The organism is Bradyrhizobium ganzhouense (genome assembly GCF_049949285.1).
Taxonomy (GTDB): domain Bacteria; phylum Pseudomonadota; class Alphaproteobacteria; order Rhizobiales; family Xanthobacteraceae; genus Bradyrhizobium; species Bradyrhizobium ganzhouense.
This window is the reverse complement of sequence record NZ_CP181318.1, coordinates 878,971-895,634: the sequence shown is the minus strand read 5'-3', so window position 1 is coordinate 895,634 and position 16,664 is coordinate 878,971. Positions and strand designations below refer to the sequence as shown.

At 64.7% G+C, this 16,664-nt stretch carries 14 protein-coding genes; 6 read left to right on the top strand and 8 right to left on the bottom strand.

Annotated elements, in window-relative coordinates:
- Window positions 1-348: an MmcQ/YjbR family DNA-binding protein gene (locus ACLFLU_RS04140; protein WP_426411077.1), complete on the top strand. Its 348-nt coding sequence runs from the start codon at window positions 1-3 to the stop codon at window positions 346-348.
- A gap of 8 nt (window positions 349-356) precedes the next feature.
- Window positions 357-923 carry a nucleotidyltransferase family protein gene (locus ACLFLU_RS04135; protein ID WP_426411076.1) on the top strand — a complete coding sequence of 189 codons (567 nt, stop codon included), beginning with the start codon at window positions 357-359 and terminating at the stop codon, window positions 921-923.
- A gap of 117 nt (window positions 924-1,040) precedes the next feature.
- On the opposite strand, the gene ACLFLU_RS04130 is transcribed toward ACLFLU_RS04135, so the two are convergent.
- From ACLFLU_RS04130 to ACLFLU_RS04120, 3 genes are all read right to left on the bottom strand, one after another.
- Window positions 1,041-1,619, bottom strand: a complete 579-nt coding sequence (locus ACLFLU_RS04130; protein ID WP_426411075.1) for a PAN domain-containing protein — start codon at window positions 1,617-1,619, stop codon at window positions 1,041-1,043.
- A gap of 111 nt (window positions 1,620-1,730) precedes the next feature.
- Complete coding sequence (locus ACLFLU_RS04125; RefSeq protein ID WP_426411074.1) at window positions 1,731-3,101, bottom strand: glutamate--cysteine ligase; 1,371 nt, start codon at window positions 3,099-3,101, stop codon at window positions 1,731-1,733.
- Between the two features lie 98 nt (window positions 3,102-3,199).
- Window positions 3,200-3,697, bottom strand: a complete 498-nt coding sequence (locus ACLFLU_RS04120; protein WP_426411073.1) for a MarR family winged helix-turn-helix transcriptional regulator — start codon at window positions 3,695-3,697, stop codon at window positions 3,200-3,202.
- 126 nt (window positions 3,698-3,823) lie between these two features.
- Between ACLFLU_RS04120 and gstA the strand changes: the two genes are divergently transcribed.
- Both gstA and ACLFLU_RS04110 read left to right on the top strand, forming a co-directional pair.
- On the top strand, window positions 3,824-4,438 hold the full coding sequence (gene gstA, locus ACLFLU_RS04115; RefSeq protein ID WP_426411072.1) for a glutathione transferase GstA: 615 nt from the start codon (window positions 3,824-3,826) through the stop codon (window positions 4,436-4,438).
- Window positions 4,439-4,673: 235 nt separating this feature from the next.
- On the top strand, window positions 4,674-4,982 hold the full coding sequence (locus tag ACLFLU_RS04110) for a hypothetical protein (RefSeq protein ID WP_426411071.1): 309 nt from the start codon (window positions 4,674-4,676) through the stop codon (window positions 4,980-4,982).
- 447 nt (window positions 4,983-5,429) lie between these two features.
- Here the strand turns inward: ACLFLU_RS04110 and ACLFLU_RS04105 are convergent, their stop codons facing one another.
- Genes ACLFLU_RS04105 through ACLFLU_RS04090 form a run of 4 tightly spaced genes read right to left on the bottom strand, consistent with a single transcriptional unit; the run spans window position 5,430 to window position 11,160 of the window.
- Window positions 5,430-7,646, bottom strand: a complete 2,217-nt coding sequence (locus ACLFLU_RS04105; RefSeq protein WP_426411070.1) for an FAD-dependent oxidoreductase — start codon at window positions 7,644-7,646, stop codon at window positions 5,430-5,432.
- Window positions 7,647-7,665: 19 nt separating this feature from the next.
- Window positions 7,666-8,874: an acetyl-CoA C-acetyltransferase gene (locus tag ACLFLU_RS04100; protein ID WP_426411069.1), complete on the bottom strand. Its 1,209-nt coding sequence runs from the start codon at window positions 8,872-8,874 to the stop codon at window positions 7,666-7,668.
- 48 nt (window positions 8,875-8,922) lie between these two features.
- On the bottom strand, window positions 8,923-10,713 hold the full coding sequence (locus tag ACLFLU_RS04095) for an acyl-CoA dehydrogenase C-terminal domain-containing protein (RefSeq protein WP_426411068.1): 1,791 nt from the start codon (window positions 10,711-10,713) through the stop codon (window positions 8,923-8,925).
- 51 nt (window positions 10,714-10,764) lie between these two features.
- Window positions 10,765-11,160 (bottom strand): nuclear transport factor 2 family protein, encoded by a 396-nt coding sequence (locus ACLFLU_RS04090; protein WP_426411067.1) that lies wholly within the window; start codon window positions 11,158-11,160, stop codon window positions 10,765-10,767.
- A 215-nt stretch (window positions 11,161-11,375) separates the two neighbouring features.
- On the opposite strand from ACLFLU_RS04090, the gene ACLFLU_RS04085 reads away from it, so the two are divergent.
- Window positions 11,376-11,966 carry a PadR family transcriptional regulator gene (locus ACLFLU_RS04085; RefSeq protein WP_426411066.1) on the top strand — a complete coding sequence of 197 codons (591 nt, stop codon included), beginning with the start codon at window positions 11,376-11,378 and terminating at the stop codon, window positions 11,964-11,966.
- Between the two features lie 10 nt (window positions 11,967-11,976).
- Here ACLFLU_RS04085 and ACLFLU_RS04080 read toward each other — a convergent pair whose 3' ends face one another.
- Complete coding sequence (locus ACLFLU_RS04080) at window positions 11,977-12,735, bottom strand: outer membrane protein (protein WP_426411065.1); 759 nt, start codon at window positions 12,733-12,735, stop codon at window positions 11,977-11,979.
- Between the two features lie 386 nt (window positions 12,736-13,121).
- Between ACLFLU_RS04080 and ACLFLU_RS04075 the strand changes: the two genes are divergently transcribed.
- A complete protein-coding gene (locus tag ACLFLU_RS04075) occupies window positions 13,122-16,586 on the top strand; it encodes a hypothetical protein (protein ID WP_426411064.1) in 3,465 nt (1,154 codons plus the stop codon).
- The last annotated feature ends 78 nt before the right edge of the window (window positions 16,587-16,664 follow it).

Sequence of the window (16,664 nt, the reverse complement as noted above, 5' to 3'; positions counted from 1 at the left end):
ATGACCTTCGACGACGTCAGAAAATTCGCGCTGACGTGGCCGGAGGTCGAGGACGGCACCTCCTACGGCACGCCGGCGCTGAAAGTGCGCAAGAAGATGCTGGCGCGCCTGAAAGAAGATAGCGACAGCCTGGTGATGCCGGATGTCCCGATCGACGAGCGCGCGATGCTGGTCGAAAGCCAGCCGAAGATCTTCTATTTCACCGATCACTACGCCGATTATCCGATCGTGCTGATCCGTCTGTCCAAGGCCAGGCGCGCGATCGTCGAACCGCTCCTGCGCCGGCGTTGGCGCGCGCTGGCATCGAAGGCGGCGCGAGCGGATTATGATGCGCGCGAGGGCGCGTGAGTGGCGCAATGGATAAGGCGCGCTTCCTTGCGTTGGCGCTGAAGAACCCGATCAACGTTGCGATCATCGACGAGCTCCACCGCCTCGCGCTGCCGGATGCGTGGCTGGTCTCGGGGTGCCTGGTGCAAACGGCGTGGAATGTCCTCACCGGCCGCGCCATCGATCACGGCATTGCCGATTACGACATATTCTACTTCGATCCTGACACGTCCTGGGACGCGGAAGACGCGGTGATCCGCACGCTGCAAGCGCGTCTCCGACATCTCGGCGTCAAGATCGAAACCCGCAACCAGGCGCGCGTGCATCTCTGGTACCCCGGCAAGCATGGCCTGCCCTATCCGCCCCTGAGGTGCTCGACGGGTGGCATCGACCGCTTCCTCACACAGAACACGCAGATCGGCGTCAGACGCGCAGGCGAGGGCTACGAGGTCTATGCGCCGCATGGTTTTGACGATGTTGCAGGGCTGATCGCGCGGCCTAATCCAGGCCCGAATTTTTCCGCGGCGAGTTACGCAGTCAAGGCCGCGCGATGGAAGGCGCTGTGGCCGGAGATTACGGTGATTACGGCGGAGTGAATTGCCCGCTTCATCCTCCTCGTCATTGCGAGCGTAGCGAAGCAATCCAGAATCTCTCCGCGGAACCAGTCTGGATTGCTTCGCTACGCTCGCAATGACGGCGGTGACAGCCGCGCGCTATCTCACCACGCCCGACGTGAACCCCGCCTTCCGCCGCGGTGGCTTGATGTCCTTTTTCAGGAAGCAGCGCGCTTCGCGGCCCGTATAGCCGGGACGCGCATAGGTGAAGGCGCGGCACTTGTTGTCGGCGGTGCAGGCGGCCTTGCAGACGTCCTCGCCTTCGCCTTCCTTGAGGTCGAAATTGCGCAGATCGCCGCCGGGGCGGTCGATCGATGTCTCCACGCCCTCGACGCGCGGCTCGATCACGCCGGCGCCACGCACGCCTGAGATACAGCAATTGGCGGGCTGTCGCGGCGGCACGGTATTCTTGAGCCAGCAGACCGCCGCGGCACCGTCGATGTCGGGATAGCTGAAGCTCCACGAGCGGCATTTGCGATCGCGCTCGCACAGCAGCGCGCAATCCTCGGGATCGCCTGACGTGATCGGCGTGTTGAAATAATCACCGCCGGGCCGGTCGAACGCGGTCTGGGCACGCGCAGGCCCGCTCGCAAAGGCGAGCGAGAGTAGCGTGACGCAAGCCACGACGCTGGCCAAGACCTTGGCCATGACGGCCCCAGGCAGGCGGCCCTTCCCCATCGGAACAGCTTTCGAGTTATTGACGGCGCTCAGGTTTTTCGGCCGGTCATTTGATCGCCGCAAACCTGTATGGGCGATGAACGGCCTAAATCCTGGTCGTAGCCGATATAACTAGAACGCGTATTCCGTGTAGGCTGGTTCCACCGAGCCCTTCCAGGCGCCGTTGAACTTCTCGAGCATCTCCTCGGCCGGGGTTCGGCCGGAATCGATGATGCGATCGAGCGGCTCCAGATACCGCGTTTCGTCGCGGCCGATCGCGTCGATGCGACCGCGGCGACGCAGGCCCGCATGTGCCAGAACGAGGCATTCCTTGGCGATCTCGAACAGATAGCGGTCCTTGATCCGCGCCTTGAAGCCGAAGCGCGGCACATCGTCGCGCAGAGCCTGACGCTCGGGCGCAGTCCAGTGCTTCACCAGATCCCAGGCGGCGTCGAGCGATACGTCGTCATAGAGCAACCCGGCCCAGAACGCAGACAGCGCCGGGAGACGACCCCACGGGCCGCCATCGGAGCCGCGCATCTCGAGGTAGCGCTTGAGCCGCACTTCCGGGAAGATCGTCGAGAGATGGTTGGCCCAGTCCGACAGGGTCGGACGCTCGCCGGGCAGATTGTTGTTGCGGCCGTCAAAGAAGGCGCGGAACGAGGAGCCCGACACGTCGATGTAATCGTCGCCGCGCTTGACGAAGTACATGGGCACGTCGAGCGCATAGTCGACATAGCGCTCGAAACCCATGCCGTCCTCGAACGCCCATGGCATCATGCCGGCGCGCGCATTGTCGGTGTCGCGCCAGATCTCCGAGCGGAAGGACAGGAAGCCGTTCGGCTTGCCTTCGGTGAAGGGCGAGTTGGCGAACAGAGCGGTCGCAACCGGCTGCAGCGCCAGCGAGACGCGCAGCTTCTTGACCATGTCGGCTTCGGACGAGAAGTCGAGATTGGTCTGCACCGTGCAGGTCCGGTACATCATGTCGAGGCCGTATTGGCCGACCTTCGGCATGTAATTCGTCATGATCTTGTAGCGGCCCTTGGGCATCACCGGGATGTCGGCGCGCGACCAGGATGGCGTCATGCCGAGACCAAGAAAACCGATGCCGAGCGGGGTCGCGATCTCGCGCACCTGCGCCAGATGCGCCATCAGCTCGCTCTGGGTCTGGTGCACGTTCTCGACCGGCGCACCGGAGAGCTCGAACTGTCCGCCGGGCTCGAGCGAGATCGCGCCGCCGCCGGTGACGTCGTAGAGGCCGATGATGTTGCCCTTCTCCATGATCGGCTCCCAGCCGAGCAGGAGTTTCATGCCTTCGAGCAGTGCGCCGATGCCGCGCGCGCCCTCATAAGGCACCGGACGGTGGCCTTCGAGCGTGAACGGCGTCTTCTCGTGCTCGGTGCCCATCCGGAATTCGGACGGGTCCTTGCAGCCGGCCTCGAACCACGCAACGAGCTCGTCGCGCGATTGCAGCGGCGTCATATCGATCTGGTCTCGCGCCATATCAAACTCTAATCAGAAGCGCTTCGATCGAATGCGCGCGGGTGACGGGATGGTCCGCGAACCCACCGGGCGCGCGGACATGCTGGTTTGCCGCGCGGTCATCGCGACGGCGAGGTTTCGTTGACGTTGACGACGGGCGGCAGTTTCATCTCGCCGCACGAGCAGCCCAGGCGGTCGAGCAGACCGCTGAGCTTGATGGCATCGGCATCGGACAGTTTCGAGCCGACATATTTCTCGATCGCAGCCGAGTACGCGCCCCACATCCGCTTCTGCAGCTCGCGGCCGGCCTCCGTGATCTCGACGAATTGGCCGCGCTTGTCGATCTTGCATTCGCGCCGGGAGGCGAGCCCCTCATCGACCAGGCGGTCGATCAGGCGCGAGGTGGAGTATTGCGGGATCAACATCTGCCGCTCGAGTTCCACCGGGCGCAGCTCTCCGCTCGGCGCACGCGACAATTCCAGCAGGGCGTCGTACCATGCCAGTGGCGGGAACCCGGCCTTCTTTAGGTCCTGCTCGACACAGTCGAGCACACGGCTCTGCACCCGCATCAGGCGGATCCAGGCACTGGTTGCCTCGGTCGATGGTTTACGTTTCATGGTCCCGCTCAAACTCGTCGCCCGCTTCTTACTCCACTCGATGCACCTGCATCAATCTTGACTATTGCATGCAGGTGCATGTAGGCGTTCTTTCGCCCCAACCAAGCGTCAAGAGGAGGAAATTCCATGAAACTGTATTACTCGCCCGGCGCCTGCTCGCTGTCCCCCCATATCGCACTCCTGGAGGCCGACCTGCCCTATGAGTTGGTCAAGGTCGATCTGCGGGCCAAGAAGCTCGATAACGGAGACGACTATCTGAAAGTGAATCCTAAGGGTCAGGTCCCCGCGCTGGGCCTCGACAGCGGCGAGATCGTGACCGAAGGCCCGGTCATTGTCCAGATGATCGCCGACAAGGCCCCGGCCAAGTCGCTGGCGCCCGCGCGCGACAGTTCCGAGCGCTACAGGCTGCTCGAATGGCTGAACTTCCTCACCTCCGAGGTGCACAAGAGCTTTGGTCCGCTGTTCGCACCGGCCCTGAACGACGACGCCAAGGCGTTCTTCAAGGACCGTGTCATGGGCAAGCTGAAGCACATCGACAGCGAGCTCGCCGGCCGCGACTACCTCATGGGCAAGCAGTTCTCGGTCGCCGATGGCTATCTCTTCACGATGCTGACCTGGGCCGATCGGATGAAATTCGACCTCTCGGCGATGCCCCACCTCACCGCCTACAAGGCCCGCGTCGCCGCACGGCCGAAGGTGCAGGAGGCCTTGAAGAAGGAAGGGCTGGCGCAGGCCGCGTGACCGCCCGCAACACGCAGCGAGCCAAAAGGCCGGATCAAGCGATCCGGCCTTTCTTATTGGCAGTAAGTAAGGCGACGCCGGTCGCGAAATCCTTTCGCCGGACTATCATACCTCTCATTAGACTTATGAACTACTGTTCGCCGAATGTAAGTGGTGCTGTCTTGTCAGTACCCGCAAAGCGGGCGAGCTTGACGTAATTGATTGAAGAATTTTCGGACTCGCATCGGGGTTGAACTTGACGATTGCCATCGTCCTGATCGCTGCAAGCGCATTGGCGGGAATAGCGACAGGCTGTGTTTTCAGGATCTGGGCGCTGGTCGTGCTTTCGCCCTTTATCGCAGTTTTCGCGGCGATCGTTCTTCGCGTTTACGAATTCGGAATGATGGCGGGCGTGACCGTCATAGCCATCTGTCTTGCCGCCTCCCAGCTCGCCTACTTCGCGACAACCTATCTGCGCTACGCGCGGGACGTCTCACCGCATGACGAAGTCGACGGCCAGCCAGGCGAGGAGAGCGAGCAGAAAATCCGCCGAGAGCACCAGTAGCGCCATAGCGACCCAGAACAACGGCCCCTTGCGACGCAGACGCGCGAGCTTTTGCGCCGGCAGAGCGCGGCCGAGCGCAGGCGCAACGGCATATTTCGCGGAGACATCGCGAGCGAGCGCGGTCTTCCGCAGCACCAAAGAGTTCATCAAGGACACTTTCTTTTTTCGTCTTCAACTTGCCGATGGAGCGGCAAGTGTCCCAAGGGTTCGTCACCCGACTGGTTAGCAAGAGTGATGCCAGGGCCGAGCAAAAGAACGGCGCCGCTTTGACGCGCCTATGACAATTGCGCGACAGTGTGGCAGCGAGACTCTGGCACGGTTCCTACCCGGATTTTGTGACCAGTTCCACAACCTGGGAACTAATCCGATGTAACCGTGATGATGGCGCTGGAAAACAAAAAGGCCAGATCGACGATCCGGCCTTTCGTTTCAAGCGAACGCGATCGATCAGGCAGCAGCCGCCTTCTTCGGTGCGAAGCGGCCGTAGAAAGTTTCACCCTTCGCGGCCATCTCCTCCAGAAGCTTCGGCGGCGTGAAGCGCGAGCCGTATTTCGCCTCGAGCCTGTGGCAGAGCTCGACGAACTTCTTCGCGCCCATGAAGTCGATGTAGGACAGCGTGCCGCCAGTGAACGGCGCAAAGCCAAAACCGAGGATCGAGCCGACATCCGCCTCGCGCGGATCGGTGATGACGTGATCCTCGACCGTGCGCGCGGCTTCCACTGCCTGCACGACCAGGAAGCGCTGCTTCAGCTCCTCGATGTCGAGCGTGTCAGGATCGAGCTGCTTCGGCTGCAGCGCGGACAGGCCCGGCCACAGGCTCTTCTGACCCTTGCCCTTCTCGGGATAGTCGTAAAAGCCCTTGCTGTTCTTGCGGCCAAGGCGGCCCTGGTTCTCGACCATCTCGACCATCAGCTTCTTCTGGTCGGGGTTGATGGCGTTGGGGCCGAGATCGGCTTCGGTCGCCTTCATGATCTTGAGGCCGAGATCGAGCGCGACTTCATCAGACAGCGAGAGCGGGCCGACCGGCATGCCGGCCATCTTGGCGCAGTTCTCGATCATTGCCGGCGGCACGCCTTCGAGGAACATCTCGTTGCCTTCGGCGACGTAGCGGCCGACGCAGCGATTGGCGAAGAAGCCTCTGGAGTCGTTGACCACGATCGGCGTCTTGCCGATCTGCCGGACGTAGTCGAGCGCGGTCGCGAGCGCGACGTCGCCGGTGTTCTTGCCCTTGATGATCTCGACCAGCATCATCTTCTCGACGGGCGAGAAGAAGTGGATGCCGACGAACTTGTCCTGGTCCTTGAAGGACTCGGCGAGCGAGGTGATCGGCAGCGTCGAGGTGTTGGAGGCGAAGATCACGTCGGGCTTGAGATACTCCTGCGCCTTGGCAAACGTTTCCGCCTTGACCTTGCGGTCCTCGAACACAGCCTCGATCACGAGGTCGACGTCCTTCAGCGCGGCATAGTCCGCGGTCGGCGTGATGCGGGCGAGCAGCGCCTCGGCGTCGGTCGGCTTGGCGCGCCCCTTCTTGATCTGGTCCTCGATCACCTTCTGCGCATGCGCCTTGCCCTTGTCGGCGCTCTCCTGGTCGCGGTCGATCAGCACGACGTCGAGGCCGGCGCGAGCCGAGACGTAGCCGACGCTCGCGCCCATGAAGCCGGCGCCGATCACGGCGATCTTCTTCACCTTGGTCGCGGGCACGTCCTTCGGACGCCGCGCGCCCTTGTTCAGCTCCTGCATCGAGAGGAACAGGCTGCGGATCATCGCAGCCGCTTCCTTCGAGCGCAGCACCGAGGTGAAGTAGCGCGACTCGACGCGCAGTGCCGCGTCGATCGGCAACTGCAGGCCCTCATAGACGCAGCTCATGATCGCACGCGCGGCCGGATAGTTGTCGTAAGTCTCGCGGCGATAGATCGCGTTGCCGGCCGGGAACATCATCATGCCGGCCTTGGAGAACACCGGACCGCCGGGCAGCTTAAAACCCTTCTCGTCCCAGGGCGCGACGGCCTTGCCGCCGCCCTTGATCCAGTCCTTCGCGGCCTTGATCAGATCAGCAGCGGGGACGATGGCGTGAATAAGGTTGAGCTGCTTGGCCTTGTCGAGCGCGACCGGATCGCCCTTGAGCAAAATGGTCATCGCGTCCTGCGGCGGCACCAGACGCGGCACGCGCTGCGTGCCGCCGGCGCCGGGGAACAGGCCGACCTTGACCTCGGGCAGGCCGAGACGCGTCTTGGGATTCTCGGCCGCCACGCGATAGTGGCAGCACAGCGTGATCTCGAAACCGCCGCCGAGCGCGAGGCCGTTGATCGCGGCCGCCCACGGCTTGCCTGACGTTTCGATCGAGCGCAGCACCTGCGAAAAGCGGCGGCTCTGTTCGAACAGCATCTGGTTCGCGGCAGTCTCGCCCTGCTCCTTCAGAACCTTGGCATAGGCCTGGTTCATGCCTTCGAGCATGGAGAGGTCCGCGCCGGCGCAGAAGGCGTCCTTGGCCGAGGTGATGACGACGCCCTTCACCGCGGCATCAGCGGTGGTTGCCTTGACGATCGCGTCGAGCTCGCTGGTCGAGGTCTCGTCGAGCACGTTCATCGAACGGCCCGGGATGTCCCAGGTGACGAGCGCGATGCCGTCGGAATCGGTCTCAACCTTGAAGTTCTTGTAAGTCATGTTGGTTGCTCCCCTACCCTTAGACGCGCTCGATGATGGTCGCGGTGCCCATGCCGCCGCCGATGCACAGCGTCACCAGGGCGGTCGACTTGTTGGTGCGCTCGAGCTCGTCGAGCACGGTGCCCAAAATCATCGCGCCAGTGGCGCCAAGCGGATGGCCGAGCGCGATCGCGCCGCCATTGACGTTGATCTTGGCGTTGTCGATGTCGAAGGCCTGGATGTAGCGCAGCACCACCGAGGCGAAGGCCTCGTTGAGCTCGAACAGGTCGATATCCGACTTCTTCATGCCGGAACGCGCAAACAGCTTCTCGGTGACGTCGACCGGGCCGGTCAACATCATCGCCGGCTCCGAGCCGACATTGGCAAACGCGCGGATTTTTGCGCGCGGCTTGAGGCCGTACTTCGCGCCCGCCTCCTTGCTGCCGAGCAGCACCGCACCGGCGCCGTCGACGATGCCCGACGAGTTGCCGGCGTGGTGCACGAAATTGACGCGCTCGATCTCGGGATGCGATTGCACCGCGACACCGTCAAAGCCGCCCATCTGCGCCATCATCGTGAACGACGGCTGCAGCTGCGCCAGCGACTGCATCGTCGTCGAGGGACGCATGTGCTCGTCCTTGGCGAGGATGGTGAGGCCGTTAATGTCCTTCACCGGCACGACGGACTTGTTGAAGCGGCCTTCATCCCAGGCCTTGCCGGCACGCTGCTGGCTCTGCACGGCATAGGCATCGACGTCGTCGCGGGAGAAGCCGTATTTGGTGGCGATCAGATCGGCCGAGACGCCCTGCGGCATGAAGTAGGCCGGCACGGCCATCGAGGGGTCCATCGGCCAGGCGCCGCCGGAGGCACCGATGCCGACGCGGCTCATGGATTCGGCGCCGCCGCCGATGACGAGTTCATGCTGGCCGCTCATCACCTGCGCGGCGGCAAAGTTCACGGCGTCAAGGCCGGAGGCACAGAAGCGGCTGATCTGCACGCCCGGGACGGCTTCGCCGAGGCCTGCCTTGAGCGCCGCGAAGCGCGCGATGTCGGAGCCGGCCTCGCCGACAGGATCGACTACACCGAGGATAACGTCATCGACAGAGTCTTCGGGAAGGTTGTTGCGGTCCTTCAGCGCCTTCAGCGGCACGGTGGCGAGCGCCAGCGCCGTGACTTCGTGCAGTGCGCCGTCCGCCTTGCCGCGGCCGCGGGGGGTGCGAACGTGATCGTAGATGAATGCCTCAGGCATGACGCCCTCCTGATCTGTTGTTCGAATTTTGATAGCGCAGAAGCGGGCTCAGAACGCTTCCGCCGGCAGTTCCATGATGGTGGCGCAGCCGGACTGGATGCGCGCGAGATTGGCCGCGGTCTCCGGCAGCATCCGCTCCATGAAGAAACGGCCGGTCACGAGCTTGGTCGAGAGATAGGGCGTCGCCCCGCTGGCGGCAATCTTGGCCTGGGTGACCTTGGCCATCTTCGCCCACATGTAGCCCAGCGCGACGAAGCCGAAGAGATGCAGATAGTCGGTCGCGGCGGCCCCCGCATTGTCGGGCTTGGCCATCGCGTTCTGCATCAGCCATGTCGTGGCCTGCTGGAGATGACCGAGAGAGGCCGAAAGCGGGGCGATGAAGGGCTTCAGCGCCTCGTCGCCGCCGTTCTCCTTGGCGAAGGCCATGACCTCGCCGAAGAAGGCCATGATGGCGCGGCCGCCGTCGCGCGGCAGCTTGCGGCCGACGAGGTCGAGCGCCTGGATGCCGTTGGCGCCTTCATAGATCATGGCGATGCGCGCATCGCGCACGAACTGCTCCATGCCCTGCTCGGCGATGTAGCCATGGCCGCCATACATCTGCTGCGCCTGCACCGCATTGGCAAAACCGTAGTCGGTGAGGAAGCCTTTCAGCACCGGCGTCATCAGGCCCATGTGGTCGTCGGCGGCCTGACGATCCTTCGGGTCCTCGGAGCGGTGGGCGACGTCGCTCTTCAGCGCGGTCCACATCACGAAGGCGCGCGCGGCTTCGTTGAAGGCACGGATCGACAGCAGCGTGCGGCGGACGTCCGGATGCACGATGATCGGATCCGCCGGCTTGTCCGGCGCCTTCACGCCGGTCAGCGAACGGCCCTGGATGCGCTCCCGCGCGTAGGCGACCGCGTTCTGATAGGCGACCTCGGACTGCGCGAGGCCCTGAACGGCGACGCCGAGGCGGGCCTCGTTCATCATCACGAACATGCCCTGCATGCCCTTGTTCTCTTCGCCGATCAGCCAGCCGGTGGCGCCGTCGTAGTTCATCACACAGGTCGAATTGCCGTGGATGCCCATCTTGTGCTCGATCGAGCCGCAGACGACGCCGTTGCGCTGCCCCACCGAACCATCGGCATTCACCAGGAATTTCGGCACCACGAACAGCGACACGCCCTTGATGCCGGCGGGTGCGCCCTCGATGCGGGCGAGCACGAGGTGGATGATGTTCGGGGCGAGGTCATGCTCACCGGCCGAGATGAAGATCTTGGTGCCCGTGATCTTGAAGCTGCCGTCCGCCTGGCGCACAGCCTTGGTGCGGAGCATGCCGAGATCGGTGCCGCATTGCGGCTCGGTCAGGTTCATGGTGCCGGTCCACTCGCCGGCGACCATCTTCGGCACGTAGGTCTGCTTCTGCTCCGGCGAGCCGTGAACGATCAGCGCGGCGGTCGCCCCCATGGTGAGACCGCCATACATCGAGAACGCCATGTTGGCGGAGATCTGGAATTCGTTGACCGCCTGGCTCAGCGTCACCGGCAGGCCCTGGCCGCCGAACTCGGTCGGGGCCGACAGACCGAGCCAGCCGCCCTCGGCCACCTGCTTGAACGCCTCCTTGAAACCTTTCGGCGTGGTGACGCTGCCGTCGTCGGCGCGCTTGCAGCCTTCGAGGTCGCCGACGCGATTGAGCGGCTGGAGCACCTCTTCGGAGAGCTTGGCGGCTTCACCCAGGATCGCCTCGCGCACGTCGCTCGACGCATCGGAGAAGCCGGCGAGATTGTCGTAGCGGTCGATCTGGAAAACGTCGTTGAGCAGGAAGTTCACATCTTCGACGGGGGCTTTGTAGATCGGCATTGCGGTCTCCCGGCAAGTCTTGAAGTTACATGGGCTTGGAAGTGATGGAATCTAGGATTGGGCGGCGAGCTGCTCCGCCATCAGGCGGTGCAGCATGTTGATGGCCTTGAGCGGACGCACCATCACCTTGAAATTTGTGATGCGTCCCTCGGCATCGAAAGTGATGATGTCGACACCGTTGATCTCGATGCCGTCGATGACATTCTTGAATTCGAGCACGGCACCGTTGGCGTTGGTCCACTCGCCGACATAGGTGAAGCCGGGACCGCCGAGCACCTTCTCGGCGCTGGCAAGATATTTGAAAGTGATGTCGCGCCCACGCTGCGGCGAATGCACGACGGGGCTTTCGAACACGGCGTCAGGATGGAGCAGGTCCCAGAGCGCTTTCGCAGCTTCGCTGCGATCTTGGGACTTCATGAAGGCGTACCAGGAATCGAGACCGGTCATTGTCAGGTCCTCCCGTGAATCAAAGGCCTTGGATCAAAGGCCCTGGCAAAAACCCGAAAACAACCCCATGCACAGTAGCGAGGAGGTTGATTCCGCTGGGTTTTCTGGTCGGTTCTGCGCCCCGACCTTGGATCACCCTATATGCACATTGACGCATATGCGTCGATACGCATAAAGTCAAGCTGCTTGGTTAAGGTCACAGGGAGGCAGGTCACATGGCGCTGGGCGACGCGATCCTCGCATGCCTGACGGAACGTCCGATGACGGGCTACGAGCTCGCCAAGACATTCGATTCCTCGGTCGGCTTCTTCTGGAAGGCCGACCACCAGCAGATCTATCGCGAGCTCTCCAAGCTGCGCGACCGCGGCTACATCCAGGGCCGTGAGGTCGTCCAATCCGGCAAGCCCAATAAGCTCATTTATACGCTCACTCCGGAAGGACGAACAGCGCTGCGGCACTGGGCCGCGCGACCGAGCACCCCTCCTTCCATCAAAGACGACCTCCTGGTCCGGCTGCATGCCCTCGACAGCATCGACATCGAGCCCATCCGGACCGATCTGATGGACCGCCTGGAGCATCACCGCGACCGGCACGAGAACTACGAGCGGATCCTGAAAAAGCGTTTTCCCGAAGGAACGGCATCGGGCGTGCTCGATCTCGGCAATCTGCTGCTGCTCCGCCTCGGCGCGCGGCACGAGCAGATGGTCGCGGACTTTTGCGAGGAAGCGCTCGATGCGCTGTCGGCGATGAGCGGCAAGGGCACGGTGGTCCCGCTGGACGACGGCAAGCGCGAAGGCAAGGGTTAGGCGACCCGCTTTAGTCTTTTGTGACGACGGGGCTGTCCCAGTTGAAGCGCACGTTCACGCCGGCGCGGACGATATCGTCAGTCAGCCTGACATCGCGCGTGATGACGGTGAATGCGCCAATCGGGACGGCCGGATCGACATATCGCTTGCTGCCGAAATCGACGTGAACGTATTCGAGCTTGAAGCTCACCGCGCCCCAGCTATCGGTCCACGCCGCCCATTCGCCGCCGAGCCCGGCCGCGAGGCCGGAGCGGGTCTTGGAGTCCGTGACTTGCCCCGCCGGATTGGACACGGAGACATCGGTGCCGGCAAAGGCGACGCCGGCGGTGCCGTAGATCAGAAACCGATCGAGCGCGTAGCCGACGCGGCCGCGAAACATGTCGATCCACTTTTCCCGCGTGCGGCTCGTCGCCGCGCCGTTGAAGGGCGGCATGTCCGGCGCGGAGCCGTGCTGGTTGGTCCAGGACGCATCGTTCTCGAAACCGACCACCGTCTTCTCGATCTGGAAATCGCAGCCGAAAGCTCCGCCCGCGACGCCGCCGGTCAGGTTGAATGTGCCTGTGATCGTGGAGCCGGACGCGTTGCCGGCGCGCGCGACGTGCTCGCTCTTGCCCCAGGAGCCACCACCCTGGACGCCGACATAGCAGCTGGTCCAGTTGAACCCGGCAGGTGCCGGCGCCTTGACCACGGGCTTTGCCGCCGGGGCATCAGCGGCAAAGGCGGACGACGCCAGTCCGGCCGCCATCGCGGCCACGAGCAACCATTTCATGTCAGCAACAATCGGCTCAGGCAGAGCGCCGAACGCGGCGCTGTCTATCCCTGAGACGGCCCGATGAAGGCCGCGGCGAAAATTTTTGTCTGTCCCCGTAGCCCGGATGGAGCGCAGCGCAATCCGGGACCGATGCAAGCCGCAAGAAACCCGGATTTCGCTGCGCTCCATCCGGGCTACGCAGCCTCACGCGGTGCCGCCCCCGGTTCCCGCCGCCCAACTTTAAGACACCGGGACTGCGTTCCTTAACCCGTTATTTACCGTAACAGGAAAAAGTCGGTTTTCGAGGCAGACGACCCGCGCCGAATTCGATTGTCTTGCAACCGGCACGCGTGGGGAGACTGGAGGCGCCGGGTGGGGCGCCGGAGTCGGAACCGGACAGAGTCATGAATTCGCGCGTATCGTGGAGTGTTGACGGTATCGATCCATCCGTCAGGGAGCGGGCCGAAGCTGCTGCGCGTCGCGCCGGCATGTCACTCAACGATTGGCTGAACTCCACGCTCGGCGAAGCTGCCCCGCCGAACTTTCGCGGGCCTTACGACCCGCGTCAGGACCAGCGTCCCGATCCGCGCGCTCAGCAGATGCCGAGCCAGGAGAGCCGCGAAGTCGCCGACATCCATCAGCGGCTCGACGCGATCACCCAGCAGATCGAACGGATTTCGAAGCCCGCCGCGCCGCGCCAGGACTCTTCTCGTGAAAGAGACGTGTCGCGCGAGCAGGGCGCCGCTCGCCAGCTCAACGACGCGATCTCGCGGCTCGATGCCCGCCTGTCGCAGATCTCGCGACCCCCGCAGCCGCAGCCACAAGCGCAGCAGCCGCAGCCGCCGCGGCCCGCGCCGGTCGAGACGCGCCAGCGCCAGGCCGATGCGGTCGAGCGTGCAGCAGCCCAAGTCTATCGCAGCTCGCCTCCCCTGAGCCCGGCGTCGTTCGACGTCGCGGTTGCCGAGATCACCGCACGGCAGAGCGAGCTCGACGGCTTTGCGCCGCGTCAGGTGCCACCGCGCGCCGCACCGTCGATCGCGCCCTCCGCAACTCCCTATGTTCCACCGATGGCGCCGCCTGCACCTGTCTATGCTCCGCCGCCACCGCAGCCGGGGCCGGATTTCTCGTCGCTCGAACGCCATCTGCTCAAGATCACGAGCCAGATCGAGTCGCTGCAGCGTCCTGACAATACCGAGCAGGCGATCAACGGCTTCCGCGCAGAGCTCGCCGAGATCCGCAACGCCATCACCGAGGCGATGCCGCGCCGCGCGATCGAATCCATCGAGAACGAGATCCGCTCGCTGCACCGTCGCATCGACGAGACCCGCTCCAACGGCACCGACGGCCAGGTGCTCTCGGGCATCGAGCGCGCACTCGCCGACATCAAACAGGTGCTGCGCACGCTGACACCGGCCGAGCAGCTCACCGGCTATGACGAGGCGATTCGCAATCTCGGCGCCAAGCTCGATCTGATCCTGCGCGCCAATGACGACCCTTCGACCGTGCGCCAGCTCGAAGGCGCGATCTCGGCATTGCGCGGCATCGTCTCGAACGTCGCCTCCAACGAAGCGCTGGCACGGCTTTCCGAGGACGTGCAGCTGCTGTCGTCCAAGGTCGACCAGGTCAATCGCCCCTCAGACCGCGGCGACAGCTTCGCCGTGCTGGAGCAGCGCATCGCCGCGCTCACCGCCGCACTGGAAACGCGCGAGCGGCCGCAACCGGCCGAGAGCACCGAACATCTGGAAAGCGCGATCCGCGCGCTGTCCGACCGTTTCGACCGCATGCAGGTCGGCAACGACTCGGCCTCGACCTTCGCTCACCTCGAGCAGCGGGTCTCCTATCTGCTGGAGCGGATCGAGAGCAATTCCGATTCGCGCGGCGGAAACCTGAGCCGCGTCGAGGACGGTCTGCACGACATCCTGCGCCACCTGGAACGGCAGCAGGCCACCTACTCCGCACTCGCCGAAAGCCGAAGCTCCGCACCACCGTCCGATTCCGGCGTGGCCGACCTGCTCAAGCGCGAGCTGTCCGACATCCGCTACAGCCAGGCCGAAACCAACCGCAGCACGCAGGATTCGCTGGAGGCCGTGCACAACACGCTCGGCCATGTCGTCGATCGTCTCTCGATGATCGAGGGGGATCTGCGCGCGGTGCGTACCGCGCCCCCGGCCCCTGCGCCGATGCCGATGGCTGCGGCCATGCCCGCGCAAACGTCGATGGCGGCACCGGCTGAGCCGGCCCCGATGGCGCGCGAGCAGCAGCCACAGCCACAGCAGCCGAAATACGATCCGAAGCCCGAGCTGCAAAATCCTGCCGCCGCGCAACATGCGCACTCCACCTTCGTCGCCGCGCCGCGTGAATTCCATGCTGCCGCGCCCGCAGCACCGCCGCCGGTGCCGCCGCGTGCCATCAGCGAGATCCTCGAGCCGCACACGGCGCCCGCCCGCGCCGCGATCGCGCCCGAGCTGCCGCCGGATCATCCGCTCGAGCCCGGCACGCGTCCGAACGGCCGGCCCGCCACGCCGTCCGAGCGCATTGCCGCGTCCGAAAGCGCGATCAGCGAAATCCCCGCCGCGCCGAAGGAGCCGGTGTCGTCGTCGAGCTTCATCGCGGCCGCGCGCCGTGCCGCCCAAGCTGCCGCCGCGCAGCCGCCGGAGAAGCCCGCCCGCGGCGTCAAAGCCGCGATCGCGGCTCGCACCAAAGACAAAGGCCAGGCCAAGGTTCAAGGCCAGGAAGGCGCTTCGACCATCACGTCAAAAATCCGCTCGCTGCTGGTCGGCGCAAGCGTGGTTGTCATCGTGCTCGGCACCTTCAAGATGGCGATGAACCTGCTTGAAGGCGGCAGCACGCAGCCGGCGCCGCAGGCGATGGAGAATACGAGCCAGCCCGCGCCGCAGGCGCCGCCGCCGGTCGAGAACAAGCCCGCCACGCCCGAGCAGGTCACGCCGTCAATGACCTCGCCGACGCCGATCGGGAAGCAGTCCCTGAACAATGCCGCACCGGCGCCCGCAACGAGCTCCGGCAATACGGCGTCGGTCGAAATTCCGCCCGCTCCTGCCGCAGCGCCGACCCCACCGGCGGCCGCCAGCGACGTGACCGGCGCGCTGTCGGGCGCGAGCCGTGCGCGGCTCAGCGTCGTCCAGGTGCCGCCGAGCGAGAAGCTGCCTGACGGCATCGCCGGCCCGGGCCTGCGCACCGCCGCGATGAAGGGCGATGCGACCGCGGCCTACGAGATCGGCGTACGCTTTGCCGAGGGCAAGGGCGTGGCCGCGAATTACGACGAAGCGGCGAAGTGGTACGACCGCGCGGCACAGGCCGGCGTCGTGCCCGCGACCTTCCGTCTCGGCACGCTATACGAAAAGGGCCTGGGCGTGAAGAAAGACGCCGACATCGCCCGCCGCTACTACACGCAGGCCGCCGAGCGCGGCAACGCCAAGGCGATGCACAATCTCGCGGTGCTCGACGCCGACGGCGGTGGACGCGGCGCCAACTACAAGAGCGCGGCGCAGTGGTTCCGGAAAGCGGCCGACCGCGGCGTCGCCGACAGCCAGTTCAACCTCGGCATCCTCTATGCCCGCGGCATCGGCGTCGAACAGAACCTCGCCGAATCCTACAAATGGTTCACCCTCGCGGCCGCGCAGGGCGACGCGGACGCAGCAACCAAGCGCGACGACGTCGCCAAGCGCCTCGACCCGCAATCGCTCGCCGCTGCCAAGCTCGCGATCCAGACTTTCAGCGCCGAGCCGCAGCCCGACGACGCCGTCAACGTCCAGGCCCCCGCCGGCGGCTGGGACAGCGCACCGCAGGCGGCCGGCAAGCCCGCGCCGAAGCCGGTTGCGACGAAGAAGTCGGCGTCGGCCGCGCATTAAGAGCGGTCACTCAACCGTTTCTGACGACAACTCTCTCTACGTCGTCCTGGCGAAAGCCAGGACCCGTTGCCACAAGCA